Below are 23,352 nucleotides of genomic sequence, written 5' to 3' on the forward strand. Positions count from 1 at the left end.
CTTGTCCAGCGGGGCGCGTTCCGCTATCGTTCCGGCATGAGAAACGTTCTTCAAGACCAAGCCACCAAGGTGCAGTTCGCCGGGCACGAGACCTTCCCGCTGCGTCTGCTATGGCCGAAGAAGGCGTTCGAGGCCGTCCGTGGCGGCGCATCGTTGAGAACATTCCAAGAACACGAAGCGATCGCACGATTCGGCGTCGGCCGCAACATGGCAGTCTCCATGCGTCATTGGAACATGGCGAGCGGCCTGATCGAGGAACGCGGCGGTCAGCTCTGGCCCACCGCTCTCGCCTCCGCGATCCTCGACGACGACGGGCTCGACCCGTTCGTCGAGCATCCCGCCACGATATGGCTCACCCATTGGCACATCGCATCCACGCCCGAGATGACGACCACGGCGTACTTCGCGTTCAACGCCCTGCCCGGCGTCGACTTCGACAGCGAGGGTCTGGGCAGCGAACTGCTGCGGCTGGTGGAGGAGCGTGGATGGCGCGCGACCCGCGTGACGATCAAGCGTGACGTCGAGGTGTTCCTGCGCAGCTACGTCCGCCGCACGGGTGCGCTGACGGAGGACGCGGCCGAGCCGCTGCTCGCCGAACTCGGCCTCGTTCGCGAAGCCCGCATCGGCGGATGGTTCGAGTTCGTGCGCGGGCCGAAGCCGACCCTGCCGGACGGCGTGTTCGCCTTCGCCCTCGATCGGTTCTGGCAGAGGACCGGGGGGGACTCCACGACGCTCACCGCCGAGCAGGTCACATACGAGCCCGGCTCGCCGGGACGCGTCTTCAAGCTCGACGAGGACAGCGTCGTCACGCGGCTGATGGCACTCGACGCCATCACCGACGGCTCCTGGACGTGGACGGACACGGCAGGCCTTCGACAGGTCCATCGCCGTCACGAACCCGACTGGCTCGATCTGCTGACCCGGTCCTACGGCCGGATGGCGGAAGCGGCATGAAGACCCTTTCGGACATCGTCACCATCGAGCGGCGGTTCGCGCGGTCGGCGCGCATAGACCGCGATCTCGCCGGCACGCCGCCGCTCGTCGGCTACGTCCTGCAGGCGAGCGTGGCCAAGTCGCTGACGGCCATGGCGTGCAGTCAGATCGAAAGCGGGCAAGGCGCCTTCACCTGGACGGGCCCCTATGGCGGCGGCAAGTCGTGCGCCGCGCTGCTGCTCGCCAACCTGATCGCCGGGAAGGGCGACAATCGGGACGTCGCGCGCGACATCGCGGGCGACGAGGTCGCCGGCCTCTTCGACGAGGCATTCCCGACGCGCCGGGGACGTTGGGACGTGCTCGCCGTCACCGGCAGCCGCATCAGCCTGCGCGAGGCGATCGCCGCCGCCGCGCAGGCGTCGCTCGACTGGAGCGATGACCGCACGAGCGAGGCGATGGTGTCGGATCAGGCACTCATCGACGCGATCATGGCGCCGAGAGGCCGCGGCAGGAGAGCCGGCGGCACGTTGATCATCCTCGACGAGCTCGGCAAGATGCTCGAGTTCGCGGCGCTCCACGGCGGCGACGTCCACCTTCTCCAGGATCTGGCCGAGGCCGCCGCCCGCAGCGATGGCCGACTTGTCGTCCTCGGCATCCTCCATCAATCCTTCGAGCAGTACGCGGCCCGTGCGGACCGCGACGCCCGGCGGGAATGGGCCAAGGTCCAGGGCAGGTTCCAGGATCTCCCGTTCCTCGCCGGACCCGACGAGACGGTCACGCTCCTCAGCCGCGCGATCGGATGCGCCAAGCGTCCAGCGGCGGCAGGCGCGGCGGCGAAGGCGGTCGCGGCCGAGGTCGGGGGACGTCGCCCCGTCGATGCCAAGGCGCTCGCCTCCGCACTCGCGGCGACCTGGCCGCTCAATCCCATCACCGCTCTGCTCCTCGGGCCGGTTTCCCGCCAGCGCTTCGCCCAGAACGAACGCAGCGTCTTCGGCTTCCTCAGTTCGTCCGAGCCGGCAGGCTTCCAGGAGCATCTGACGGGCACGCCCGCCGCGGGCGGGCGCACCTACGATCCGGACCGTCTCTGGGACTATCTGGCGACCAACTTCGGGATGGCCCTCGCCGGCGGTCAGGACGGCGGCCGCTTCAGCCTCGCGTTCGAGGCGATCGAACGCGCGGGCGCCAAGGGCGGTCCGCTCCACGTCTCGCTCACCAAGGCGGCGGCCATCATCGAGTTCTTCCGCAACGGTTCGGGTGTCGCGGTCTCGGACGAGTTCCTGGCGCTCGCGGTTCCATCATCCGATCGGGTGGCCGTCGACGCCGCCATCAGGGACCTGCTGTCCTGGGCCATCCTGATGCCGCAGCCGCGCCTCGGCGGCTACGCGCTATTCGCCGGAAGCGACTTCGATCTCGACGAGGCGATCGGCCTCGTATCGTCGCAACCCTCGTCGTTCGAACTCAACGCCATCCCCGCACGCGTCGGCCTTCCGGCGGTCGCCGCCAAGCGGCACTATCTGCGCACCGGCACGCTGCGCACGTTCGACATCGTCCTGGACATCGCCGCGCGAGCGGAGAAGCCTCAGGATGCGGCGAAGCGCCTGTCGCAGGTCGAACGGCGCGGCAGCGGGATGCTGGTCCTCGTCGTCAACGACGGGGCCTTCGATCGGCCGGAGATCGACGTCCGCTGCAAGCTCATGGCCGACGCGTTCCGCAAGGCCGGCGCCATCGTGGCCGTCGGCGCGGCGCCCTCGCGGCACGATCTTCTCGCGCCGGCGTCCGAGCTGCTCGCGCTGGAGCGGGTGATGCGCGACAATCTGCGGCTCGAGGGCGACCGGATCGCGCGTCGCGAGACGGGCGCCCGCCACGCCTCGACGACCGAGAACCTGCTGCGTCGTCTCGATGCCGCACTGAACGAGGCCACGTGGCGGCTTTCGACGGAAGACGACGACGCCGTGCGGCAGCCGTTGCCGGTGCTCGCGAGCACGCTCGCCGACAAGGCGTTCAGCGAGGCGCCCGTCCTGCACAGCGAGCTCCTCCAGCGGAACAGGCCGTCGTCGAGCGCCATGGCCGCCGTGCGCAACCTCATGCACGCAATGGTCGACCGACCGGAGAAGACCGATCTCGGCTTCACCGGCTATCCGGCCGAGATGGGTCTGTACATGACGGTTCTGCGGCCGTTCGGGCTGCACCGCGAAGTCGACGGCGCGATCGACTTCCGCGCGCCGCTTTCCGACGGCCCCGGCTCGACGATGACCGCGGCATGGTCGGTCATCGAGGACACGACGGACGTGACGCTCGATCAGGTCTACGCCACCTGGTCCGCCGCGCCGTTCGGCATGAAGGCGGGAGTGATGCCGCTGCTCGCGATGGCGAACCTCATGTCCAGGCGCGACCGTGTCGCCGTCTATGTCGACGGCGTCTTCCAGACCGACTTCGACGACGTGCTCGCGGACAAGATGCTGCAGCGGCCGGAGGCGATCCGGCTCCGCCGGATCGACCGGTCGGTGCAGGAGGCCGCATATCTCGGCGGTCTCGCCAACGCATTCGAACTCGCGCCCGACGCGCCGGCGCTGTCCGTCGCCCAGACGCTGTATCGACGCTTCGAGGACCTGACCGCATACGCTCAACGCACCAAGTCCATCCCGGCCGAATGCGTCGCGGTCCGCGACGCCGTCCTGCGGGCGAACGATCCGGAGGAGGTTCTCTTCGAACGCATTCCCGAAGCCCTCGGCGGCCGTCTCTCGGCCGAAGCGGTGCTCGACGCGCTCACGAGTTCGGAAAGCGTTTACGGCGAGCTGCTCGGCAGCCTCCGACTGGCGTTGGCCCGCGGCCTCGGCGTCGACGCCGACACGTTCAGCGGAGTTGCCGAGCGCGCGGAGAACCTTCGCGACCTGACGAACGACTTCGCCTTCGAGGCCTTTGCGATGCGTGCCGGAGCGTTCGGGGCCGGCGAAGGCGACATCGAGGGCCTCGCCAGTCTGCTGCTGCACCGGCCGCCGCATTCGTGGTCGGACCGTGACGCGGACCAGGCCCTGCTCGAACTAGGCAAGCTCTGCAGACGCTTCCGCGAGACCGAGGCGCTCGCGATCGTCAGGGACCGCACACCGACGGCCGAAGCCATGGCCCTCATCGTCGGTCTCGACGCCGCCGTGCTCCCGGTCGTCCGCAGCTTCATCCTGACCGAGGCCGAAAAGTCGCAGGCTACGTCGCTCGCGGACCAGATCCTTGCCACGCTCAACTCGGGCGATCGGCTCGCGAGCGTCCAGTTGGCGGCACTCGCCCGGGCGATCGCGGGCATCGCACTCGAGGACGGCTCGATCCAGAAACAGGCGCAGGCGGCATGAAGACCAGGGAACGGCACATTCTAGGGGTATCGGGCGGTCGCGACAGCGCCGCGCTCGCCGTGCACATGCGGCAGACCAGACCCGACCTAAGGCTTGAGTACTTCTTCACGGACACGGGCAAGGAGCTTCCCGAAGTCTACTCGTTCCTCGACCGGCTCGAAGGCTTCCTCGGACAGCCGATCGCCCGGTTGAACCCGGACCGCGACTTCGACTTCTGGATGGCGGAGTACGGCAACTTCCTGCCCTCGCCGCGCACCCGGTGGTGCACGCGTCAGCTGAAGCTGCGTCCGCTGGAGCACTGGCTCCGGGACGATCTGAACGCCGGCGTCACCGTGCATTCCTACGTCGCCATCCGCGCGGACGAACCATCGCGCGAGGGCTACCAGTCGACCCAGTCCAACATGCTGGTCCACCTTCCGCTCCGCGACGCCGGGATCGACCGCAAGGGCGTGATCGACATCCTGCGCAACGCCGACGTCGGCGAACCCGAATACTATGACTGGCGGTCGCGGTCGGGCTGCACCTTCTGCTTCTTCCAGCAGAAGATCGAATGGGTGCGGCTGGCCGAACGCCATCCCGACCGCTTCGACGAGGCGGTGAACTACGAGAAGACCGCCATGGACGGCGGCTCGCCCTTCACATGGAGCCAGGGCGAGAGCCTGATCGCGCTGACGCAGCCCGAACGGGTCGCCCAGATCAAGGCCGACTACGAGAAGCGGCTCGACCGGCTCCGGAAGCGCCGCCCCGCGAACCCGCTGTCGGGCAGAGCCCCGGAGACCATCGACGACGTCTACGGCATCGAAGAGGCGAGCGGTGGCTGCGTGACCTGCCACAAGTGAGGGCGACGTCGACCGCACCGGCGACGCCCTGGTCGCGGGGTACGGTCGAACGTCGAACGGAGGACTTCAGCGCCCGCGGAGCCGGGCGGCGAGATCGGACGCCGTGCCAAGGGTCTGCCGGCGGCTGATCACCGCGGACCGCACGGTTTCGACGAGCGCACGGTTGAATTCGTCGATCATGGGGCGCTGGCTCGCGATGCACGTCTGAATGGACGCGAGCGTCTCCTCGATGTAGCGCAGCGCCTCCTCGCTCTGGCTCTGGCGGACCTCCATGCCGATCAGCAGCCTGCCGGACCGTACCTCGCCACGGGGCGGGTTCAGATTCCACGAGTTGGGCCGCAGGCCGAAGAGGTCCCTCTCCCCGTCGAACGGCACCACCTTGACGACACGAAGACCTGGAACCGTCGCGCCATCTCCGAACACGTCCCGCACCGTGACGGAGACGTCGGTCACCTCCGCGTCCGACTCTTCGAGTCGCAACTCGATCGGTTCGCACTGCATCTCCTTCACCAGGGCGGCGACGATCTTCTCGTCGTCATCGCGGTCGAAGCGGGCGGCCGGCAGCTGACTTATCTTCTGCCGGACCTCGACCTCGAGGTTATGCCTCAGCACGTCGGAAAGACTCGCCTGGTCGGCCCGCGACCAGAACAGCAACTCACCGATGATAGCCATGAAATCCTCCATTCATATCCAGAAAACGTGGCCGCGGCCGATCCTCGAGCCGCGACCGGTAGGTCAGACCGCGCTCATCATCGCCCGCGCGTTCTCGGTCGTGAACGTCTCGCCCGCGATCGGCGCGGGCAGATCCTCGAGATCACCGACGTCGCCGAAGCCCGCCGCCTCCCAGGCGTCGATCGCGCCACGACGGCGGGAATCGTTGAACATGCGCCACGTCGAGAGCTTGTACCCAGCATCCATGCGATCGGCCGCGATGAGGTAGGCGAGCAGTGCGGACATCCGTCGCCGGGCGTCCGGGCCCGCGTCGATCGTGCCGCTTCCCTTGACGATGATGTCCCGCCAGACGGGATTGACCATGCTCCAGTCGGGAATGTCGTTGAGGCGGTCGATCGCGGTCTCGAGCGGCAGATCGGTCTCCTTCACGATGCGGAACAGCGCGTCCACCACCGCGATCTGGCCGGCCGGCTTGAAGAGGAGCGCGGTGGGCTGGTCGTCGGTCCGGAAGTCGGGCATCCGGGTCATGTCCTGGCCGGCCGCGGCGTAAGCCTGCACGCGTTCCATGAGCGACTCGTAGAAGGCGCGGGCATGGTTCTCGTAGATCTCGAGATCCTCGTTCGACGGCCGCTGATCCTTCAGTCCGGGAACGCCGTTGTGGCTGAGGATCAGCTTCACGCTCTCGTAGACCGCGCTGATCGTCGTGAACGGCAGGCTCCGCTTGCCAAGCGTATTGGACCGCCATTCGACGAAATCCTTCAGTTCGGCACCGACCTTGCGGCGGCCGAAGACGTGATCGTCGGCAAGCAGGCTGCGCGCCACGATGGCGTAGCCGTCGTCCTCGGACGTGATGATGTTGTCGCCGCGGCCGGTCTGCTTGGCGTAGCGGTTGACGACGTTGAAGATGCGCCGGGTCTTGAGCAGGTCCTCATGCTCGACGAAGATGACGCACACGTCGTCGTTGGCGACGGTGGAGGCGGCAGGTCCCGTCACGTCGCCCAGATGCACGGCGCGAAGCGCGAGCAGGCGATGCTGTCCGTCGAGGACGACGAGCGTCACCCCATCGATGGTGATGAAGCCCATCGATTCCGAACCCGACCGGTAGGCGGCCGGCAGCTTGCTGATGAAACTGGTGATGGACTCGAACTCGAGCTTTCCCTTGTACACCAGCACGATGATCGATCCGAAGAAGCGATCCTGCGAGTTGGCGATGTAGGGCGCCAAATCGCTCTTGATCCGCTTGGTGTCAGGCTCGCGCTGCAAGCGTTCCTCGATGCTGAAACCGGTCCAGCCGTCGAGCTCCTTCGGAGGCCGCACCGACTTCACCAAGTCGCTGACCTTCATGGTCGTCTCGTAGTACGTCGTGTTCCCGAGGCGGCCTCGGATGGCGGGAATGATGGTTGCCATGGGATTCAGTCCTTTTCGACGAGTGCGGCAGTCGGCCGCGGGAATGCAGGGGTGCAGCGGTTGCAGGGTGGATCGAGCGCACCGATCAGCTCGGCCTCGACCGCCGAACGGCGCAGCGCGTCGCGCACGGCGATCCAGCTGAACGACAAGGGCCCGACCGGACTGCTCCGGGCGACGGCCACCAGGGGATTGGCCGGCTGCCGCTCGTGCTCGAGAAAGCGCCGTCGCAGGTCCCCGGAGAGGCCGACGTAGAGAACACCCCGAAGGTCGTGGAGGAGATACACCCCCCCACCGGAGGGCACACGCAGGTCGCTGGTCCTGCGAAACGGGACCGTGCCGTCCAGATCTATCCTAATGTTCAGGTCGAGCCGTCGACGGCCGCGCGACGCGCGTGACGACGTCTCTCCTGCCACGCCAACGGCGACGGCCATCTTCTTCCCCTTCTATCAACTTGCGTGACGCAAACATGAGTTGTGTTTGCGAAAACAAAGCTACTGTGACTCGACGATTCGCGTCAATCGTGTTTTTGCGAAAAACGCTGTTGTTTTTGAAAACAGCGCTTATCCGGCTCTGTTGGCTCTTTGACTGGATCGGCGATGGCGGCTGCGTGGAGGCTCGCGACGGGGGCCGCTGTGATTGTCCGCGCAATCAGATCTCTGGAGGTTCGGCGACCAGGATCGGACGCCCCGGCGACCGCATTTTCGATCGGCTGTCATGGTACTGATGACGACGGCGGGCGCCCCGCCAGTGCATCAAGACGTCAACGTCACGCTGGCCGAGCCGTCACGGCGCTGCCTTCGTACCATCGCGCCCGGGTTTCGCTGATGTCGACTTACAGGTGCTTTGATGCCCCCCAATTGAACCATCGTGACTCTCGCGATTTGTATCGACGGAACAGATCACAACCTCCGCCGCGTGAGACAGAGTGGCGTACGTAGGGAAAGACCGCAGCCGATGACCGAAGCGACCTGGGGCGACGACGCCAAGACTCCCGACATCGACTGGCGGATGAGCGCCGCTCTGGAAGACGTGCCGCGCGGCGGCGAGGACGTCGCCGAGGTCACGAGTCTCGAAGGGGCGGTCCGGGCTTGGATAGGGCTCGATCCCGAACACAAGGATGCGGCCACACTCACGACGGAAAGGCCCGTCCAGATAGACGGCGTCTCCAGCTCGTCATTCTCCGGCACCGGCATCGCCGCTCTGGCGGAACGTCTGCCGGGGCCGACCACCGCAGCGACGAGCTGACGCGATGGCGCAGCCCAGCGTACGCTTCGCAGGCGGCGACGCCGAATGGATCTCCGAGCGGGAAAGCGTGGGTTTCGTCGGCACCACGGACTTCGGCGAGGTGCCCTTCCTCATCACCGCGGACGCGCTCGCCGAGCTGCTGAACCCCGATCTCCCGGGCATCGACGCCGAGACCGCGCTCGAAGTCTTCTTCGAGTTCGAAGCGGACATTCACCGGATCGCGTTGCGCGAGTTCGTCAAACGGCTCGGGGGAGAACCGCCGATCCTGCTCACGTCCTCGGATCTCGACGGCTAGCCGGGAGCGCGCGTCGAGTGGGGATGGAGTCGTACTCTCATCCGCAAATGACGCTGAAGCCGTCGGCAGGTCCTAACCGGTCGACTGAAAGCCTCATTTGGCAACGGTGACGTTGTCCGCCACGTTCACCTCGGCATCGGGTTCCGCCTGCAGGTTAACGCGACTCTGCACGGAGCGGACCGCATAGGGCACGTAGGCGATGGCCTGGACGGGCTGCCCCATTTCCACGTTGCCGACAACGCGCATCGCGCCGGGGTCGATGACGGCTATCGCGGAGTCTCCCTCAAGCCCGACATAGATCCGGCTTCCATCGCCTGACGGCCACACTCCGGAGGGCGACCTGCCGACGGGAATGGTCGCCAGGGTCTCGAAGCTCCCGGTATCGAACACCTTCACGGCGTTGAGCCTGGCCACCGAGACGTACGCGAACTGTCCGTCGTCGTTGCTCACGAAGTTCACGCCGATGGTCCGCGGTCCCGTGTCGATGGAACGCAGGATTGCGAACGGGTGCTTGGTGGACACCGCGACGGCCCGCCCTGCCCCGCGGGAGCGTCAGCCAGATCTGTCGACCGTCGGGGCTGGCCGCGATGCTCGTGCAAGGCGAGTCTCCCGTCGGCGCGGTCGCGATGACGCTGCGCTTCGCGACGTCCAGGACCGCGGTGCCGGATGCGGAACACACGAACGCGTGGCGAACGTTGTTCGAGAAGGCGATCGGTCCCGGCGGACCGCCGACGTCGATCCGCGCCACCTCGGAGAAGCCCTTCGCTTCCCGTACGGAGATGCGGTCGTCACCCACCACGGGTATCCACACCTCCTTGCCGTGGGGTGCATAGGTCACCCCGACCGGCGAGCCCTCGAACCGGCTTGTGCCCACGACCGTGTTCGACCGCGTATCCAAAAAGGCGACCGACCGGGTGTCGGTCGGCGCGCACGCGGGCTAGAACTTCACGCTCGGCGCGATCTTCGGCGCCCGCGTCTCGGGGATGCCCGGCGAAGGCAGCCTGTTCACAAGCCCCCCCTCACCCGGCGCGCCGGTCTGGTTGACCGGCGGAGGCTTCGGACTTGAGGCGTCGCCGGTCGCGGTCATCATCGGTCTCGCGGTTTTCGTCGTCGTTCTGAGGCTGACGTTGGCGGGGAATGCCGGTCGAGGTCGTCGCGACCGCCCTTGAGGAAGGGCAAACCCACCAAACGCGACGCCTGCTGACGCCATCACCACCGCGAATACATGGAAGCGGGTGACCCTCCGCAGGGGCACCCGGAAAGAATGCGATCGCTCCCACCCTGACGAAATACGGAGACCACCATGTCACGACTGATCGCATTGATCATCGCCGGCTGCGCAGCGGCATCAGGTGCAATCGCCTTCGCCCAGACGCTCCCGGCACCGGACCTCAACGGGTCGCGCGAGGTGACTGCGGCGCCGACGAAGGGGCTGATCCCCTCGATCAGCGGCCACACGGCCGCTTCGCCCATGCTCTACGCCCTCGACGCCCAGCCGAAGGAGCAGATCTCCCCGCTGGTGCAGCGGCAGTATCTGAGCGGTGCCCAGTCGACGTTCGTCAAGTGGACCGTGAAGGCGGGCGGCGTCCCCCCCCCTCCACCATCATTCGAACGAACAGATTACCTGGATCGTCTCCGGGCGTTGCGACGTCTTCTCCCACGGCCGCCGCTTCACGATGAAGGCCGGGACGATCATGGTCATCCCACCCAACGTACCGCACGAATTCCACTGCCCCGAAGACACGGTCGACATCGACTTCTTCGCTCCGGGACGCCAGGATTGGGCGGACGGCGCCCCGTCGATCGCGGCCGGCAAATAGGCATTCGGGCCGGTGGGTGAACGCCTGTGATGCCGGCCCGTTTCCCGAGGTGCCATGCCTCATCCACACCGTCATCTGTTGCTGTCGTCATCGGACGTCCCAAGTTCCGACGTCTAGGCAGGTAGTCAGGGCGTCAACCTTCCGTCCCAGCTGGCGAGGCATCGAGAACGCGGTCAGCCAGATGCATGAGTTCGATGCATTGCATACGGATCGATGCCGCCAGCTCGCGCATCCGATGCGCGCCTGCATCCAGCACAACGGGCTGCGCATTCGCCTCGAGCCATTCATGCATCCGGCCTTCCAGGGCAGGTGAGAGTGGCGCCTGCCCCTTCACCACCTTGCTGTAATGGCCCTGAGTTATGCCCAAGGCAGTGGCGATCTGGCTCTGGCTCCTTCCGAGACGCCGCCGGGCGGTTTCGATCGAGATCACCGAATCAGGCGTTGAGCGTGTCATAAATGCATGATAGAATGCATATATGCATTCGTCCACCGCATCCGCGAGCCAGAAGGTCGTCGCCATGGTCGGCGACGAAATGAGGTCGATCGACCTGCCGCCGTCGCATCAGCGGATCGGTAGCGGTTGGCTCGAATGGGGTGGAGCGGACGAGATCGGCAGCCCGGCCTATTGGGCCTCGCAGGCGTGGATGTGGGGGGAGGAATATCCCACCCACTACAAGCTCGGCAGAACATTGCGGGAGGAACTGCTGGCATGCCTGCTCGGTGGATACGGCATCCCGGCCGAAGTCGGGCTCGCCGCCTATGAGCTACTGAACGCCGCGGATCGCGAAGATCCCCGTCGACTGACATGCCCGACGAGGGCGACGGGGTTGCTGTCCGCACCGTTGAACGTCGCCGGCAGACAGATACGCTACCGCTTCGCGGCGCAGAAGGGGCGGTACGTCGCCGCCGCACTTGCCGGGCTGGCCAACATCGATGACCAGGCCGACGATCTGACCCTGCGCGATGCGTTGACCACCCTTCCGGGGGTCGGGCCGAAGACCGCCTCCTGGATCGTGCGCAACTGGCGCGGTTCCGATAGCGTCTCGATCCTCGACGTCCACATCATCAGAGCTGCTCGCATGCTCCGCCTCTTCGACGCCGGATGGCGGGTCGAGCGGCATTACGGCCTGATGGAGGCGGCCTATCTGGATTTCGCGACCGCGATCCGTTCGCGTGCATCGATCCTGGATTCGGTCATGTGGATGACCATGCGGCAGCTACCGTCCTCGCTGATCGCTTCGTTCGTTCCCCCAGGAATGGATCCGGACCGGATCAGTCTCCTGCGCCGTGTCACACCAAACCAATTGACCGCGATGCAGTGACGTCCCTTACGTCATCCACGATAGAGGATGACGCAGCAATGTCCGGTGGAAACCCAAGTCCTACGCCTACGCCCACACCGTCATGCAGTACTGTGCGAACAGCACCGCTCAACAGTCCACAGCCTCGCGTCGTGGCAGGACTTCGGGTCAACGACCGTCTCTATGTTCATTTGGACAAGAGCACCGGGCGCGCTATCCTTCAGGTACGGGATATGTCAGGTGCCGTGGCGGGTTCGCTGACCTTCCTCGGCCATCTGTACCTCATAGACTGTATCGAGCAGGGTCACAGCTACGAGGCCGTCGTCCTCAACATCTCCGGCGGTGCCGTCCAGCTCCGGATCGAACCCGTATGACCACTGTGGTCGGCGGCGTGTACTCGGAACGCTGCATCGAGCCGAACTGGCGTGAGGTCTATGGATCCGCGGGCCGGGCCGCCGCCGCGATAAGCGGCGCGGTTCCAGGCGTCCGCCTCGTGACCTACCGCAGCGACCAGCTCGGTGACGGGTTGGCCAATCTCGCATCGGCCTTCGACCTGCGACTGGATGGGCCACCGGTCGGGTTCGCGATCGCCTTCGACTACACGCATTCTCTTGCGGTGCCCCGCATCGTCCCCCGGCCCGACGCCATCCACCAGCAGCCGCCGATCGAAGTCGAAGACGACGTGGTCCTCCGCTTCGGAATGCTGGAAGGGACGGCTCGCATCCGCGCCCGGCGCGCCGTCTACGATCCGCAATCCGCGTTCGATCCTCGACCGTTCGGCGAGAACGGGTCCGTGGCCGATGAGCTGGCCCTCATCCTGAACCAGCGCGAAGCGACGTGCCTCACCGGCGAAACGGATCCCGGTTCCGCAGCCGCGGTCCTGCTGGCACGCGGTGACGCGAAAGTCGTCGTCGTGAAGCGCGGCGGTCGTGGCGCCTTGGTCGCCTCCGCGGCCGGTTCGAGCCTCGTGCCCGCCTACCGGAGCGCCAGTGTCTTCAAGCTGGGTTCGGGCGACGTGTTCTCGGCGTCGTTCACGCAGTTCTGGGCCGTCGAGGGGCGCAGTCCCGCCGAGGCCGCCGATCTCGCCTCGCGCGCCACATCGCGGTACTGCGAGACCATGTCGCTGCCGATAGCAGCGGCTGCGGATCTTCAAGTTTTGGCGCCCGCCCCCGTCAGGTCGGCACCCGGACGCGTCTACATCGCCGCCCCCTTCTTCAACCTCGCGGAACTGTGGCTGGTCGAGGAGCTGCGCGACCAACTGCTCGCCGCCGGGGTCGATGTGTTCTCCCCCTTCCACAATGTCGGACCGGGCAGCGCCGAGCTGGTGGCACCGCTCGATCTGGCGGCGCTCGACGAATGCGACGCCGTGCTCGCCGTCCTCAACGGTGGGGACGCCGGCACCATCTTCGAGATAGGCTACGCGACCGCGAAGGGCATTCCCATCGTCGCTTTGGCGCAGAACATGCGGCCGGAAGACATGAAGATGCCGGTGGGGTCCGGCTGCCTCGTCGTGACCGACGTCGTGTCGGCGATCTACCAGACGGTGTGGCAGCTGCGTTGAGAGCCCTGCTCCTGTCGGGCGGTGTCGACTCCGTCGCGCTCGCGTTCTGGAAGCGACCCGAGGTCGCCATCACCGTCGACTATGGGCAGCGAGCCGCGTCGGCGGAGGTCGCGGTCTCGAAGCACGTCTGCGCGCTCATCGGCATCGACCACGTCGTCGTGACGGCAGACTGCTCCGCGCTAGGTTCCGGCGACATGGCAGGGACCGCCCCCCTCCCCGACGCGCCCGTGTCGGAATGGTGGCCATTTCGCAACCAGCTCCTTGCAACGCTCGCGGGCATGAAAGCGGTTTCGATCGGCGTGACCGAGCTGCTGCTTGGCTCCGTCGTGTCTGACGGCACACACGTCGATGGGACCGCGCCGTTCTATAAAATGCTGGACCGACTGTTCGCGATGCAGGAGGGTTTCCTTCGCGTATCGGCTCCCGCGCTCGAACTGACCAGTACGGAGCTCGTCCGCGCTTCCGGCATCGGACGCGACCTGCTCGCCTGGGCCCACAGCTGCCACACGTCAGCCATCGCGTGCGGCGCCTGCCGCGGGTGCTTCAAGCATCAGCACGTTATGGAGGAGCTCTATGGCGATCCATACTGATGCCGAGCCCCTCCCCCGGATCCCGGGCGACAGGCCCGCAAACGCGATCGAACTTCGCGACCTGAAGCCCCTGCCGGCTCATGTCGAAACGCCGCCGGTCGACTTCTTCGATGTGCTCGCAGGTCGACGATCGAGGGTGGGCGGCAGCGTGCCGACGGGTCTGCTCGGCAAGCTGCTCTGGCATGCGACCCAGCTCCGCGAACGCGGCTTCGACGGTCGCTTCGGGCAGTGGGAGAGCCGGCCAACCCCGTCGGCCGGCGGCATACATTCGATCCGCCTTCTGGCTATCCCGCTCGACGCGGACGACGTTGCCGGAGTCTACGACGATGCCACCCACGCCATAGGGAGATTGGATCAAGACGCCGCGGCGGCAATCGCCCTGAACCGCGCGAGCGTCACCGAGCTGACGGCGGCGGTGGCGGGGACCACCTTGCAGCTCTTTGCGGACCCGACCAGGCTCACAGCCTGCTACGACAACCACAGTTCGCTACTATGGCGCGACGCCGGGGCCGTCACGGCGACCTTGTGTATGACGGCGGAAGCATTGGGCCTGAACGCGGTGCCGCTGGGTCGTCACGGGGATGAGGTAGCGCATGCCTTCGGGTTACCGGCCTACGTGGTCGGTCTGGGCGCAGTTCACATCGGAGCCCGTTCTTCTGCGAACGATACGGTTAGAGATCCGACATTGGAGCACACACGACGATGAATACCGAAGAGCCCTCCACGAGCTGGGCAGCGCGAAGGGAAAAATGGGATCCGCAGAAGGAGGACGCTCGCGACGGTCCCGCCACCGACTATGCGCGCGTCATCCACTCGGCCTCCTTCCGTCGCCTCCAGGGCAAGACCCAGATCCTGAACCTCGGGGACAGCGACTTCTACCGGAACAGGCTCACCCACTCGATCGAGGTCGCGCAGATCGCCGGGGGGCTCGCCCGTCAGATGAAGAAGGACTTCGCGGAACATCCAGCGTTCGAATGGATCCCCGAACTCGCGATGATCCAGGCCATTGGCGCCACCCATGACCTGGGCCATCCGCCGTTCGGACACGGTGGCGAGTACGCCCTTAATTATGTGATGAGGAAGGCCGGAGGCTTCGAAGGCAATGGGCAGACGCTTCGAATTCTAGCCCGGCTCGAGCGCTTCTCCAAAAACGCGGGGGCCAACCTAACGCGCAGGACCATGCTCGGCGTCCTGAAGTATCCGGCGCCCTACCTGTCCATCCGCAACCCCGATCGGAAAGCCGAACCGCGGCTCATGAAGGGCACGAGCGTCGTGCAGCTGATCGACCGGGGGAGCTGCAAGCCGCCGAAATGCTACCTCGACTCCGAACAGGACGTCGTCGACTGGCTTCTGCAGCCACTGAGCGACCAGGATCGCGACCGCTTCACGAGCTGGGACGCCGTTCCGGGGAAGCACGGCAAGACCAGACACAAGTCCTTCGACTGCAGCATCATGGATCTGGCCGACGACATCGCCTTCGGCGTCCATGACCTCGAGGATGCGCTTGCCATGGGGTTGATGGACGCCGACGATCTACGGGAGATGATCCCCGAGAACGTCTCCGGATGTTTCCTGGACGCGCTGAAGGAACGCTATCCGGACGAATTCGGAAACGACGTCCATGGTGGCTTCATAGCAGCGCTAGCGGACGAAGGTCGTCGCAAGCGCTGCATCAGCCGAATGGTGCACCACTTCATCACCCACGTTCAGATCACCACGGACGAGGCGTTCGAGGCACCGCTGCTGCGCTATCGTGCCGATCTCCCGCTTCGTCAGCGCGTCTTCCTCGACGCGCTCAAGGACGCGGTCATGATCAAGGTCATCCAGAGCGCGTCGGTCCAGCACCTCGAATTCAAGGGCCAGAACATGGTCGTCGCGGTGTACGACGCGCTGGCGTCCGATCCCGAGAAGCTGCTGCCGGACTCCACGCGCGCGAGGTACGCCGCCGCGGACGACAAGCGGCGGGTGATCTGCGACCACATCTCAGGCATGACCGACAGCTTCCTACTCAAGACGTACGAGCGCCTGTTCAGCCCGCGCATGGGTTCGGTGTTCGATCGAATCTAGCCGTCGAGTGGCGCCAAGCCACAACGGCAAACATTTGGGGACCTACCATTGCCGGACGCACGGTTCGTTCACCGTGTGCCTATAACCTGCGAACGTAATGGGCGCGGCCGACTAGCTGAACCGTTCAACTTGCACCGGACATGATTTCAATTGTTGATCAACCGTGACCGCATAGCCGTTCCATGATTACCTAAGGACGGCCAGATGCGTTTCTACGCCCGCACTCGATTCCTGTTTCCCCGCAGTTTTCAACTACGGGCGTTCACGGTGTGCTTCGGCGCCGTGCATCTGCCACTGATCGCGTTCTGCGTGACGCAGATGGTCGTGAACGCTTGGGACTGGCAGCTCTTCCTATCTCTGCTGGGAGCCACGCTAGTAGGCACGGCCGCCGGCATCGCAGGGCTTTCGGCGCTGCTAGCGCCGATCGCACACGCCACGAGCCTGCTGCGCGCGGTGCAACGCGGCGAACCCATCGGACCGGTGCCTACGGGCGGCGAAGACCTGGTCGGCGCGCTGCTCGCGGGCGTTTCGGATGCCGCCGCAGAGACCGCCGCGCGGATCGACCGGCTGGCCGAAGCTGCCGAAAGAGACGTGATGACCGGACTGCGCAACCGCCGCGGGTTCATGGACGCGATCGTCCCGCTGCTTAATGACGATCGCAGTTCGGTGGTCGGAATGATCGATCTCGATCACTTCAAGGGCATCAACGACCGCTTCGGACACCGCGAAGGCGACCGCGTTCTCCGCGCGTTCGGCGAGCGCCTGGAACGTGGCCTGCGGCGAACCGATCTGGCTGCGCGCTGGGGTGGTGAGGAGTTTGCCATCCTGCTGCCGGACACGGATCTGGACGAGGCCAACAAGATCGTGAACCGGCTGCGCGTCACGCTAAACGGGGAAGGCTTCGGTGTCTCGCCGAACGGTCCCGTGACCTTCTCCTGCGGCCTCGCGATCGTCCGCAACTATGCCTCGCTGACCGGAGCGATGCATAAGGCCGATGTCGCGTTGTACGACGCCAAGAGGGCCGGCCGGGACCGGGTTATCGCCTGCCCCGACGCAATACTCGCCGAATGATCGGCGAGCATCAAACCGATTACGCACATGCAGAATTAAGGCATCTTCCATGAGGTTCTCGCCGTCGCCGAGAACCTCATGTCAGTTTCCTTAGGGCCGCTTTGCCGACTCCCGCATGATCGGGATCCTCGGGCGATAGCTGCATTGAGGAAGGTAGACGTTTCTACCAACGCGGGCCGCTATCCTCTGTTGAAGGAAGCCGCATCACATCAATTGCCGAACGGACTCTTCAGTCGCGCTCGATCACCACCTTGCCGATCGCCTTGCCGGACTCGACACGTTCATGCGCGGAACGCGCGCCTCCCACCGAGAACGGGTGCCGACTGTCGATCAGGGGGGTGACGGCGCCTGCGTCGATCAGTTCGGCGAGACGCCGCAGAATCTCTCCGTGTTCATGACGGTCGATGTTGTGGATGAGCTGGATCGGCATGAAGACGAGGTCGAGCCGCAGCGCCTTGAAGTGCATGTCGGTGAGATCATAGGTGTCGTAACCGATGATGGAGACGACATGCCCCTTCATCCTCGCCAACTTCAACGCCGACTGCAGGGAGCTGCCGCCGACCGTGTCGAAGACGATGTCGAAGCCTTCGCCCGCGGTAATGCGCTGCACCGCGTCCTCCGGTGCTTCGCTGGGGTAGAGGATAATCTCCTCGGCTCCGAGCCCGCGGGCGACATCGCCCTTCTCCGGCGTCGAAACAGCCGCGGTCACCCGAGCTCCCATGGCCCGCGCGATCTGCACGGCGATGTGGCCGACGCCGCCGGTCCCGCCCTGAATGAGCACGTTGGACCGCGGCGTGATCCTCGCCCGGCCCACCAACGCCTCCCATGCCGTTATCCCGACGAGCGGGACGGCCGCCGCTTCGCCGAAGCTGAGACTCGATGGCATGTGGGCGAGCAGGTCGGCATCCGCCTCCATCTGGTCGGCGAGGGCACCCGGGATCCCCACGACGCCGCCGGCGCTGCCATAGACCTTGTCACCAGGCCGGAACTTCGTAACGCCATCGCCAACCGATCGCACGATACCCGCGACGTCGAAATGCAGGATCGCGGGGAAGGTCAGTCCCTGGGTGCCCTCCGACCCCTCGCGGATCTTGGTGTCGACGGGATTGACGCTCGTCGCCTTCACATCGACGATGACGTAGCCCGGGCGAGGCTGCGGATCGGCTATCTCGATGTCTTCGAACACTTCGGTGGAGCCGTGACGCTGAATTACTATCGCTCGCATAATTCGTTCCAATCAGTTGCTACCGGACTGATTTGATGATTACCGAGCGTCGTCCATCACTCCGAATTTGCATGTCATTCCTTCCAATGCGGCGATAATGATGCTGAACTCGATCAGCGACCTGAGGCTCTTCCTGGCGATACTGGAACAGGGCTCGATCGCCGCTGCGGCCGCGCAGTCCCGCCTGACCGCCGCGGCTGCCAGCAAGCGGCTCATGGCGCTCGAGGACGGGATCGGAAAACGTCTGTTCCACAGGAGCACCCGCGCGCTGCGACCGACGTCGACGCGCTAGAGTTCCTCCCCTTGGTCAGGGCGCTGGTGGCTAGAGCGGATGAGGCGGATCGGTTCCTTGGCGGCGCCAGCGAGGTGTCCGGCCACCTCCGGCTCACAGCTTCGGCGACTTTCGCCGACCGCTTCCTCGGACCTGTCCTGGACACGTTCCTCCGCCTCCATCCGAAGGTCACCATCGATGTCGATCTGACCGACCGCGTCCTCGATCTGATCAGCGAAGGGGTCGATGTCGCGATCCGCTATGGCAATTTGGAGGACTCGAGGCTGGTAGCTCGCAGATTGCTGAAGGGGCGACAGATCCTGTGCGCCTCGCCGCAGTATCTCGACCGGTTCGGTCGCCCCGAAAAGCCTGACGATCTTCTTACCCATCGCTGCCTCGTCCTGGGAAGCAACGATCGGTGGCGGATCGAGCATCACGGTCAGTGGGAAACGGCCCACGTGTCGCCGGCATTCACGTCGAGCATGGGTGCGATGGTACGGCAGATGGCGATCCGCGGCCACGGTGTCGCGCTTCTGGCGGACTGGCTGGTCGGTCACGACCTGTCCGAAGGCGCGTTGGAACAGGTCCTGCCGGGCCTGCTGACCCCCGAGGTCGGGATCTATGCGGTCTACCCGAGCCGGGACCATATGCCGGTCCGGCTTCGCATCCTGATCGATCACCTGGTGACGAGCCTGGGTGACGGGACCGAAGTGACGCCGACCGCGATCGAGCGCGGATGACGGATTCGGCCCGCACAATTTACCGTAGTTTGATCGCAGACACGGCGTTCGCGCAGCGTATTGGTCGACCCGCTTTCGACGATGCTTCAGCCAGGAAAGAGAAAATGGGCGTGCCAGCTGCCGTCGGGCTCTTTGAACAGGCTGACGCCACCCGAAGCAAGCGTCTCGCGGATGATCTCTACAACAGGGGCGAGAATGTCGTCGTCCTCATTCCATTGATCCCGCGTGTCCCACATCCGCCGCAGCGCGCGGTGCAGGTCGTCGACCAGCTCCCCGTAGCCAGCCGCGTCGATGATCCGGCGCACAGCGGCGAAATCCTCCCACCCAGCCCCGTCAGCGTCCATACCACCAAGAAGATATGAGACCGTCTTGAGCGGTGTCACGAGTTCGGTCGCCGTCTCTCCTAGCGTCCGCAGATGGTTCTGGTGGAGCCGATGCGCACGGATATGCGCATCGCTGCGACCTCGTGCCCCGGGCGTGACGGCCGCCATGCTGTCGGCATGCAGCGTGTTCTGGCCCCTCGCGAATGGTGCAGAGAGGCGGCACACGGCATATTCGTCCCAGAAAACGACGGCGGCAGGGAACATGATGGCACGGTCGTACTCGGCGATCGTCGCTCCAAGCCGTGCATCCGGCACGAACTGCTCGTTCATGGCGTTCACCTCGACATGTCCGCACTCGTGCGCCATCAGGCCGACGGAGAACTCGCGATCAGCCGGCGTGAGGGCATCACCGGCGATCAGCGGCACGAGCTGTTCTGCGCCGAAGACCAGATGGGTCTTCACGACACCATCGCGGACGACGCGACACGCCTTCGCGACCCCGGTGAGCTCGTCGGTGTTCGTCCGATCGAGCGGGGGTAGACCGGCGATGCCCTGATCCACCGACGCAAGGGCGTCGTCGTAGTCGAAGCCCACCGTGATGCCATCGAGGGTCGTCAAATCGATGAATGACCCGAACAATGCCACGGCCTCGGCGACGGCCTGTCCAAGTTGCGTCGCGGCTTCCATGTTGTCGAAACCGATGACGCGGACGTTCAGCCCGACGGGCGTCGTGCTCTTTGGCAGGTTGTCCCAATCGATTTCGTCCAACTACATTCTCCGGCCGCGACCAGGTGCGTGAAATCCTGGGACCGTGAACATGGGAAAGACACTGGGCGGCGGCAAGTTGGCTCGATCAGGCGCCTAGCACTCCGAAACCGAAACTATGCCGGTGCGACCTCGCGGTGATCTATATTGAGCGGAAGCGAAGCACCGTTCAAATTTATGCGTGGCCGCACCGCCCAGCGATCAGCCGCTATACGGCTTCAGATTGGCGAACATTATCGGAGGTTCTTGATTTACGTGACTTCACCAGAACCAAGTCGAATTGCGATGACCGCTGATGCGTTCCCTGACAAAGCAGGCTGGATCCTCGCGGCGACAATGCTCGCGTCCAGTCTGGCCTTCATCGACGGTTCGGTCACCAACGTCGCGCTGCCGTCGATCCAACGCGACCTGCACGGGGACGCCGCGTCGCTGCAGTGGATCGTCAACGCCTATCTCCTGCCGCTCTCGGCACTGCTGCTCGCAGGCGGCGCGGCGGGCGACCACTTCGGCCGCCGGCGCATGCTGATTGTGGGCACGGCCCTATTCGCCGCGCGTGCCGCACAAGGCGTCGGCGCGGCCCTGCTGATGCCCAACAGCCTCGGCATCCTCGGTGCCTCCTTCAAGGGCGAGGCGAGAGGTCGGGCGGTCGGCACCTGGGCGTCCGCCGGCGCGATCGCGAGCGCGGTGGGCCCGCCGCTTGGCGGCTGGCTCGTCGGAGCGGCGGGCTGGCGTGCGATCTTCCTCATCAACGTGCCGGTCGCGCTCGCCGCGATCGTCATTGCGTGGCGATATGTGGAGGAGAGCGCTGAAGGCGAACAGCCGCTCGACGTGCCCGGCGCGGTCCTAGCGACGCTGGCGCTCGGCACACTCACCTGGGCGCTTACCCTCTGGTCGGGCACCCACGCCGGATCGCCGAAGATATGGGCGGGACTTGTCGGCGGTGTCGTCCTCCTGGCGCTGTTCGTGTGGATCGAGCGCGGCCGGCGGAGCGACGCGATGATGCCGCTCGCGATGTTCGCGTCGCGCCCGTTCGTCGGTCTGACGCTGCTGACGTTCCTGCTCTACGGAGCGCTGGGCGGGCTGCTCGTACTCCTGCCGTACCTGCTGATCGTCGGCGGCGGCTACTCGCCGCTTCAGGCCGGCCTGGCACTTCTACCCTTCTCTCTGGTCATCGGCGCGGCGTCGCGGCTCATGGGGAGGACGACCGAGCGGATCGGTCCGCGGTGGCCGCTGACTATCGGGCCGATCGTCACGGGTCTCGGCTTCCTACTGCTGGTCCGCGTCGATCCGGGCGGCAGCTACTGGACCACCGTGATGCCTGGGATGATCGTCGTCGCGCTCGGCATGGCGGGCGCCGTGGCGCCACTCACCACCGCGGTTCTCTCATCGGTCGATCAGTCGCACACAGGCACCGCTTCCGGCTTCAACAGCGCGATCGCGCGGACGGGCGGTTTGATAGCGACGGCGCTTGCCGGAGCGGTGATCGCCCAGACCGGCACCGCGCTCGTCGAGACGTTCAGGTACGCGGCAATACTTGCGGCCTTGTTCGCCATTGCCTCCGGCTGCGTCGCATTCGTAACGTTGGGGTCTTTGACGCCAGTCGGGGACGCCCCCACGGGGTAAGAGGGGCGGCCGGATGTCGGACTCAAGCCGCCTCGACGGCGCCGCGCGGGGGCGAAAATGCGTGTGAGTACGGCGCTAATGCAGCGGACATCCCCCCTTCATGGCTCAAGGTCGCGGCCTGCGGTGATGGCTGTGGTTGTCCAACATCCTAGTCAGGCAGTAGCGGTGAGCGTCTCAATCCTGTCGGCGGCGCTCGCCATGGCGGCTTGGTCCTGCTCCGGTCCGTAAGCGACACCCTCCGCTCGGATCACTTCGACGTCCTTGACGCCGAGGAAGCGGAAGATCGCCTGCAGATAGGTCGAAAGGTAGTCGTTCGCGGCGAACGGCCCTTGAGAATAGATCCCGCCGGATGACAGGACAAGATACACCTTGCTGGTCAGCAGCCCCTGTGGCCCCTCGGCCGTGTAGCTGAAGGTCTGGCCGGCGATCGAGACATGATCGATCCACGCCTTCAGGGTCGAGGGTACCGAGAAGTTGTACATGGGCGAACCGACCACCACCACGTCAGCTTCCTTCAGCTCGTCGACCAGTTCCTTGGCTCTCGTGATCGTACCGGCCAGTTTCGGGTCGGCGCTGTTCTCGGGCGTCCATGCCTGCCGGATCGTAATGTCGACATGGGGAAGCTGATTGGCGGCGACATCGCGGTACACGACCGTTGCACCGGGGTTCGCCGCGATGAGGCGCTCGACGAGCTCGCTGGAAAGGCGGCGTGTATGCGAGGTTTCGGTGTCGCTCGCGCTGGCGTCGACGTGGAGGATTCTCATTGGGGCGTCTCCGGTCTGGAATTGTGACCTGCACCAGCTATGTGACCCGAACCGCTTCGCCAAGAAGGCATATTGGAAGGACCTGGTCACATGGAGCTGACTACCCCGGAACCAATCCACGGCGAATGCCGCCGGTTCAGCAGCGTCCTGAGCCTGATTGGCGACAAGTGGACGGTTATGATCGTGATGACGCTCAACGACCGCTCGCGTCGGTTCAACGACATCAAGCGAACGATTGGCGGCATCAGCCAACAGATGCTTTCACGGACCCTGCGTGCTCTCGAGCGCGACGGTATGGTGTCGCGTACCGTCCGCCCAACCGTGCCGCCCCAGGTGGAGTACGCCCTCACGGATCTTGGCCGCTCGCTGGCCGGTCCGATCCGCGAGCTCGGTTACTGGGCCGGCGCCCATATCGCGGAGATCGAAGGCAATCGGTTGGGTTTCGACGAGGCGAAGGGCGTCCCGTAACCACGAACGTGTGTCTCTGGCCTGTTGT

At 65.5% G+C, this 23,352-nt stretch carries 27 protein-coding genes; 17 read left to right on the plus strand and 10 right to left on the minus strand.

Features of this window, described 5'->3' with window-relative positions:
- The first annotated feature begins 36 nt into the window (after positions 1-36).
- The 3 genes from C8J43_RS20250 to C8J43_RS20260 are packed head-to-tail and all read left to right on the plus strand — an operon-like array spanning position 37 to position 5,116.
- Entirely contained in the window at positions 37-954 is a 918-nt protein-coding gene (locus tag C8J43_RS20250) for a DUF4007 family protein (protein WP_133032425.1), read from the plus strand.
- A complete protein-coding gene (locus C8J43_RS20255) occupies positions 951-4,277 on the plus strand; it encodes an ATP-binding protein (RefSeq protein ID WP_133032426.1) in 3,327 nt (1,108 codons plus the stop codon). The genes C8J43_RS20250 and C8J43_RS20255 overlap by 4 nt, the downstream gene beginning before the upstream one ends.
- Positions 4,274-5,116 (plus strand): phosphoadenosine phosphosulfate reductase family protein, encoded by an 843-nt coding sequence (locus C8J43_RS20260; RefSeq protein WP_133032427.1) that lies wholly within the window; start codon positions 4,274-4,276, stop codon positions 5,114-5,116. The genes C8J43_RS20255 and C8J43_RS20260 overlap by 4 nt, the downstream gene beginning before the upstream one ends.
- A gap of 66 nt (positions 5,117-5,182) precedes the next feature.
- On the opposite strand, the gene C8J43_RS20265 is transcribed toward C8J43_RS20260, so the two are convergent.
- From C8J43_RS20265 to C8J43_RS20275, 3 genes are all read right to left on the minus strand, one after another.
- Positions 5,183-5,788 (minus strand): hypothetical protein, encoded by a 606-nt coding sequence (locus C8J43_RS20265; RefSeq protein ID WP_133032428.1) that lies wholly within the window; start codon positions 5,786-5,788, stop codon positions 5,183-5,185.
- A 63-nt stretch (positions 5,789-5,851) separates the two neighbouring features.
- Positions 5,852-7,195: a DNA sulfur modification protein DndB gene (locus tag C8J43_RS20270; protein ID WP_133032429.1), complete on the minus strand. Its 1,344-nt coding sequence runs from the start codon at positions 7,193-7,195 to the stop codon at positions 5,852-5,854.
- A gap of 5 nt (positions 7,196-7,200) precedes the next feature.
- Positions 7,201-7,626, minus strand: coding sequence for a hypothetical protein (locus tag C8J43_RS20275; protein ID WP_133032430.1), 426 nt, complete (start codon positions 7,624-7,626; stop codon positions 7,201-7,203).
- Positions 7,627-8,149: 523 nt separating this feature from the next.
- Here C8J43_RS20275 and C8J43_RS20280 point away from each other — a divergent pair.
- Together C8J43_RS20280 and C8J43_RS20285 are read left to right on the plus strand one after the other, a co-directional pair.
- The gene (locus C8J43_RS20280) at positions 8,150-8,440 is read left to right on the plus strand and encodes a hypothetical protein (protein ID WP_133032431.1); all 291 of its coding nucleotides are present in this window, start codon (positions 8,150-8,152) and stop codon (positions 8,438-8,440) included.
- 4 nt (positions 8,441-8,444) lie between these two features.
- Positions 8,445-8,735, plus strand: a complete 291-nt coding sequence (locus C8J43_RS20285; protein WP_133032432.1) for a DUF1488 family protein — start codon at positions 8,445-8,447, stop codon at positions 8,733-8,735.
- A 93-nt stretch (positions 8,736-8,828) separates the two neighbouring features.
- Here the strand turns inward: C8J43_RS20285 and C8J43_RS20290 are convergent, their stop codons facing one another.
- Positions 8,829-9,257, minus strand: coding sequence for a hypothetical protein (locus C8J43_RS20290; protein ID WP_133032433.1), 429 nt, complete (start codon positions 9,255-9,257; stop codon positions 8,829-8,831).
- Between the two features lie 65 nt (positions 9,258-9,322).
- Here C8J43_RS20290 and C8J43_RS20295 point away from each other — a divergent pair, with 65 nt between their 5' ends.
- Positions 9,323-9,568 (plus strand): hypothetical protein, encoded by a 246-nt coding sequence (locus tag C8J43_RS20295; RefSeq protein ID WP_133032434.1) that lies wholly within the window; start codon positions 9,323-9,325, stop codon positions 9,566-9,568.
- Positions 9,569-9,672: 104 nt separating this feature from the next.
- Here the strand turns inward: C8J43_RS20295 and C8J43_RS22065 are convergent, their stop codons facing one another.
- The 3 genes from C8J43_RS22065 to C8J43_RS20305 form a co-directional block, all read right to left on the minus strand.
- Positions 9,673-9,825, minus strand: coding sequence for a hypothetical protein (locus C8J43_RS22065; RefSeq protein ID WP_165899714.1), 153 nt, complete (start codon positions 9,823-9,825; stop codon positions 9,673-9,675).
- A gap of 119 nt (positions 9,826-9,944) precedes the next feature.
- Positions 9,945-10,208 (minus strand): hypothetical protein, encoded by a 264-nt coding sequence (locus tag C8J43_RS22225; RefSeq protein WP_207893467.1) that lies wholly within the window; start codon positions 10,206-10,208, stop codon positions 9,945-9,947.
- A 480-nt stretch (positions 10,209-10,688) separates the two neighbouring features.
- A complete protein-coding gene (locus C8J43_RS20305; protein WP_133032435.1) occupies positions 10,689-11,075 on the minus strand; it encodes a helix-turn-helix transcriptional regulator in 387 nt (128 codons plus the stop codon).
- Between C8J43_RS20305 and C8J43_RS20310 the strand changes: the two genes are divergently transcribed.
- From C8J43_RS20310 to C8J43_RS20335, 7 genes are all read left to right on the plus strand, one after another.
- Positions 11,074-11,877 (plus strand): hypothetical protein, encoded by an 804-nt coding sequence (locus C8J43_RS20310; RefSeq protein ID WP_133032436.1) that lies wholly within the window; start codon positions 11,074-11,076, stop codon positions 11,875-11,877. The genes C8J43_RS20305 and C8J43_RS20310 overlap by 2 nt on opposite strands.
- Before the next feature lie 212 nt (positions 11,878-12,089).
- A complete protein-coding gene (locus C8J43_RS22070) occupies positions 12,090-12,230 on the plus strand; it encodes a hypothetical protein (protein ID WP_165899717.1) in 141 nt (46 codons plus the stop codon).
- Positions 12,227-13,417 carry a PfkB family carbohydrate kinase gene (locus C8J43_RS20315; RefSeq protein WP_133032437.1) on the plus strand — a complete coding sequence of 397 codons (1,191 nt, stop codon included), beginning with the start codon at positions 12,227-12,229 and terminating at the stop codon, positions 13,415-13,417. The genes C8J43_RS22070 and C8J43_RS20315 overlap by 4 nt, the downstream gene beginning before the upstream one ends.
- Positions 13,402-14,007: a 7-cyano-7-deazaguanine synthase gene (locus tag C8J43_RS20320; protein ID WP_207893468.1), complete on the plus strand. Its 606-nt coding sequence runs from the start codon at positions 13,402-13,404 to the stop codon at positions 14,005-14,007. Before C8J43_RS20315 ends, C8J43_RS20320 begins: the two co-directional genes overlap by 16 nt.
- Positions 13,991-14,713: a nitroreductase family protein gene (locus tag C8J43_RS20325; RefSeq protein WP_133032438.1), complete on the plus strand. Its 723-nt coding sequence runs from the start codon at positions 13,991-13,993 to the stop codon at positions 14,711-14,713. Before C8J43_RS20320 ends, C8J43_RS20325 begins: the two co-directional genes overlap by 17 nt.
- A complete protein-coding gene (locus C8J43_RS20330) occupies positions 14,710-16,074 on the plus strand; it encodes an anti-phage deoxyguanosine triphosphatase (protein WP_133032439.1) in 1,365 nt (454 codons plus the stop codon). The genes C8J43_RS20325 and C8J43_RS20330 overlap by 4 nt, the downstream gene beginning before the upstream one ends.
- Before the next feature lie 204 nt (positions 16,075-16,278).
- Positions 16,279-17,145: a GGDEF domain-containing protein gene (locus tag C8J43_RS20335; protein ID WP_133032440.1), complete on the plus strand. Its 867-nt coding sequence runs from the start codon at positions 16,279-16,281 to the stop codon at positions 17,143-17,145.
- Between the two features lie 229 nt (positions 17,146-17,374).
- Here C8J43_RS20335 and C8J43_RS20340 read toward each other — a convergent pair whose 3' ends face one another.
- Positions 17,375-18,331: a zinc-dependent alcohol dehydrogenase family protein gene (locus C8J43_RS20340; RefSeq protein WP_207893469.1), complete on the minus strand. Its 957-nt coding sequence runs from the start codon at positions 18,329-18,331 to the stop codon at positions 17,375-17,377.
- 139 nt (positions 18,332-18,470) lie between these two features.
- Between C8J43_RS20340 and C8J43_RS20345 the strand changes: the two genes are divergently transcribed.
- Positions 18,471-18,662 carry a LysR family transcriptional regulator gene (locus C8J43_RS20345; RefSeq protein WP_165899718.1) on the plus strand — a complete coding sequence of 64 codons (192 nt, stop codon included), beginning with the start codon at positions 18,471-18,473 and terminating at the stop codon, positions 18,660-18,662.
- Positions 18,663-18,688: 26 nt separating this feature from the next.
- Entirely contained in the window at positions 18,689-19,381 is a 693-nt protein-coding gene (locus C8J43_RS20350) for a substrate binding domain-containing protein (RefSeq protein ID WP_165899719.1), read from the plus strand.
- Positions 19,382-19,467: 86 nt separating this feature from the next.
- Here C8J43_RS20350 and C8J43_RS20355 read toward each other — a convergent pair whose 3' ends face one another.
- Entirely contained in the window at positions 19,468-20,472 is a 1,005-nt protein-coding gene (locus tag C8J43_RS20355; RefSeq protein ID WP_133032444.1) for a hypothetical protein, read from the minus strand.
- Positions 20,473-20,754: 282 nt separating this feature from the next.
- On the opposite strand from C8J43_RS20355, the gene C8J43_RS20360 reads away from it, so the two are divergent.
- A complete protein-coding gene (locus C8J43_RS20360; protein WP_243645709.1) occupies positions 20,755-22,092 on the plus strand; it encodes an MFS transporter in 1,338 nt (445 codons plus the stop codon).
- A 152-nt stretch (positions 22,093-22,244) separates the two neighbouring features.
- On the opposite strand, the gene C8J43_RS20365 is transcribed toward C8J43_RS20360, so the two are convergent.
- A complete protein-coding gene (locus C8J43_RS20365) occupies positions 22,245-22,856 on the minus strand; it encodes an NAD(P)H-dependent oxidoreductase (protein ID WP_133032445.1) in 612 nt (203 codons plus the stop codon).
- A gap of 90 nt (positions 22,857-22,946) precedes the next feature.
- Here C8J43_RS20365 and C8J43_RS20370 point away from each other — a divergent pair, with 90 nt between their 5' ends.
- Positions 22,947-23,324, plus strand: coding sequence for a helix-turn-helix domain-containing protein (locus tag C8J43_RS20370; protein WP_133032446.1), 378 nt, complete (start codon positions 22,947-22,949; stop codon positions 23,322-23,324).
- Positions 23,325-23,352 lie beyond the last annotated feature (28 nt).

This window comes from Sphingomonas sp. PP-CE-1G-424 (assembly GCF_004341085.1).
GTDB lineage: Bacteria > Pseudomonadota > Alphaproteobacteria > Sphingomonadales > Sphingomonadaceae > Sphingomonas.

What these genes read in the sequence shown, in the direction of transcription:
- C8J43_RS20260 (WP_133032427.1), top strand. Translation starts at nt 4,274, where the DNA reads ATGAAGACCAGGGAACGGCACATTCTAGGGGTATCGGGCGGTCGCGAC.
- C8J43_RS20280 (WP_133032431.1), top strand. Translation starts at nt 8,150, where the DNA reads ATGACCGAAGCGACCTGGGGCGACGACGCCAAGACTCCCGACATCGAC.
- C8J43_RS20305 (WP_133032435.1), bottom strand. Translation starts at nt 11,075, where the DNA reads ATGGCGACGACCTTCTGGCTCGCGGATGCGGTGGACGAATGCATATAT.
- C8J43_RS20270 (WP_133032429.1), bottom strand. Translation starts at nt 7,195, where the DNA reads ATGGCAACCATCATTCCCGCCATCCGAGGCCGCCTCGGGAACACGACG.
- C8J43_RS20295 (WP_133032434.1), top strand. Translation starts at nt 9,323, where the DNA reads ATGCTCGTGCAAGGCGAGTCTCCCGTCGGCGCGGTCGCGATGACGCTG.
- C8J43_RS22070 (WP_165899717.1), top strand. Translation starts at nt 12,090, where the DNA reads ATGTCAGGTGCCGTGGCGGGTTCGCTGACCTTCCTCGGCCATCTGTAC.
- C8J43_RS20360 (WP_243645709.1), top strand. Translation starts at nt 20,755, where the DNA reads ATGACCGCTGATGCGTTCCCTGACAAAGCAGGCTGGATCCTCGCGGCG.
- C8J43_RS20250 (WP_133032425.1), top strand. Translation starts at nt 37, where the DNA reads ATGAGAAACGTTCTTCAAGACCAAGCCACCAAGGTGCAGTTCGCCGGG.
- C8J43_RS20255 (WP_133032426.1), top strand. Translation starts at nt 951, where the DNA reads ATGAAGACCCTTTCGGACATCGTCACCATCGAGCGGCGGTTCGCGCGG.
- C8J43_RS20275 (WP_133032430.1), bottom strand. Translation starts at nt 7,626, where the DNA reads ATGGCCGTCGCCGTTGGCGTGGCAGGAGAGACGTCGTCACGCGCGTCG.
- C8J43_RS20315 (WP_133032437.1), top strand. Translation starts at nt 12,227, where the DNA reads ATGACCACTGTGGTCGGCGGCGTGTACTCGGAACGCTGCATCGAGCCG.
- C8J43_RS20310 (WP_133032436.1), top strand. Translation starts at nt 11,074, where the DNA reads ATGGTCGGCGACGAAATGAGGTCGATCGACCTGCCGCCGTCGCATCAG.
- C8J43_RS20370 (WP_133032446.1), top strand. Translation starts at nt 22,947, where the DNA reads ATGGAGCTGACTACCCCGGAACCAATCCACGGCGAATGCCGCCGGTTC.
- C8J43_RS20265 (WP_133032428.1), bottom strand. Translation starts at nt 5,788, where the DNA reads ATGGCTATCATCGGTGAGTTGCTGTTCTGGTCGCGGGCCGACCAGGCG.
- C8J43_RS20345 (WP_165899718.1), top strand. Translation starts at nt 18,471, where the DNA reads ATGCTGAACTCGATCAGCGACCTGAGGCTCTTCCTGGCGATACTGGAA.
- C8J43_RS20330 (WP_133032439.1), top strand. Translation starts at nt 14,710, where the DNA reads ATGAATACCGAAGAGCCCTCCACGAGCTGGGCAGCGCGAAGGGAAAAA.
- C8J43_RS20325 (WP_133032438.1), top strand. Translation starts at nt 13,991, where the DNA reads ATGGCGATCCATACTGATGCCGAGCCCCTCCCCCGGATCCCGGGCGAC.
- C8J43_RS22065 (WP_165899714.1), bottom strand. Translation starts at nt 9,825, where the DNA reads ATGATGACCGCGACCGGCGACGCCTCAAGTCCGAAGCCTCCGCCGGTC.
- C8J43_RS20285 (WP_133032432.1), top strand. Translation starts at nt 8,445, where the DNA reads ATGGCGCAGCCCAGCGTACGCTTCGCAGGCGGCGACGCCGAATGGATC.
- C8J43_RS22225 (WP_207893467.1), bottom strand. Translation starts at nt 10,208, where the DNA reads ATGGGCGAAGCGGCCGTGTGGCCGCTGATCGAGGGGATCAGCCCCTTC.
- C8J43_RS20335 (WP_133032440.1), top strand. Translation starts at nt 16,279, where the DNA reads ATGCGTTTCTACGCCCGCACTCGATTCCTGTTTCCCCGCAGTTTTCAA.
- C8J43_RS20365 (WP_133032445.1), bottom strand. Translation starts at nt 22,856, where the DNA reads ATGAGAATCCTCCACGTCGACGCCAGCGCGAGCGACACCGAAACCTCG.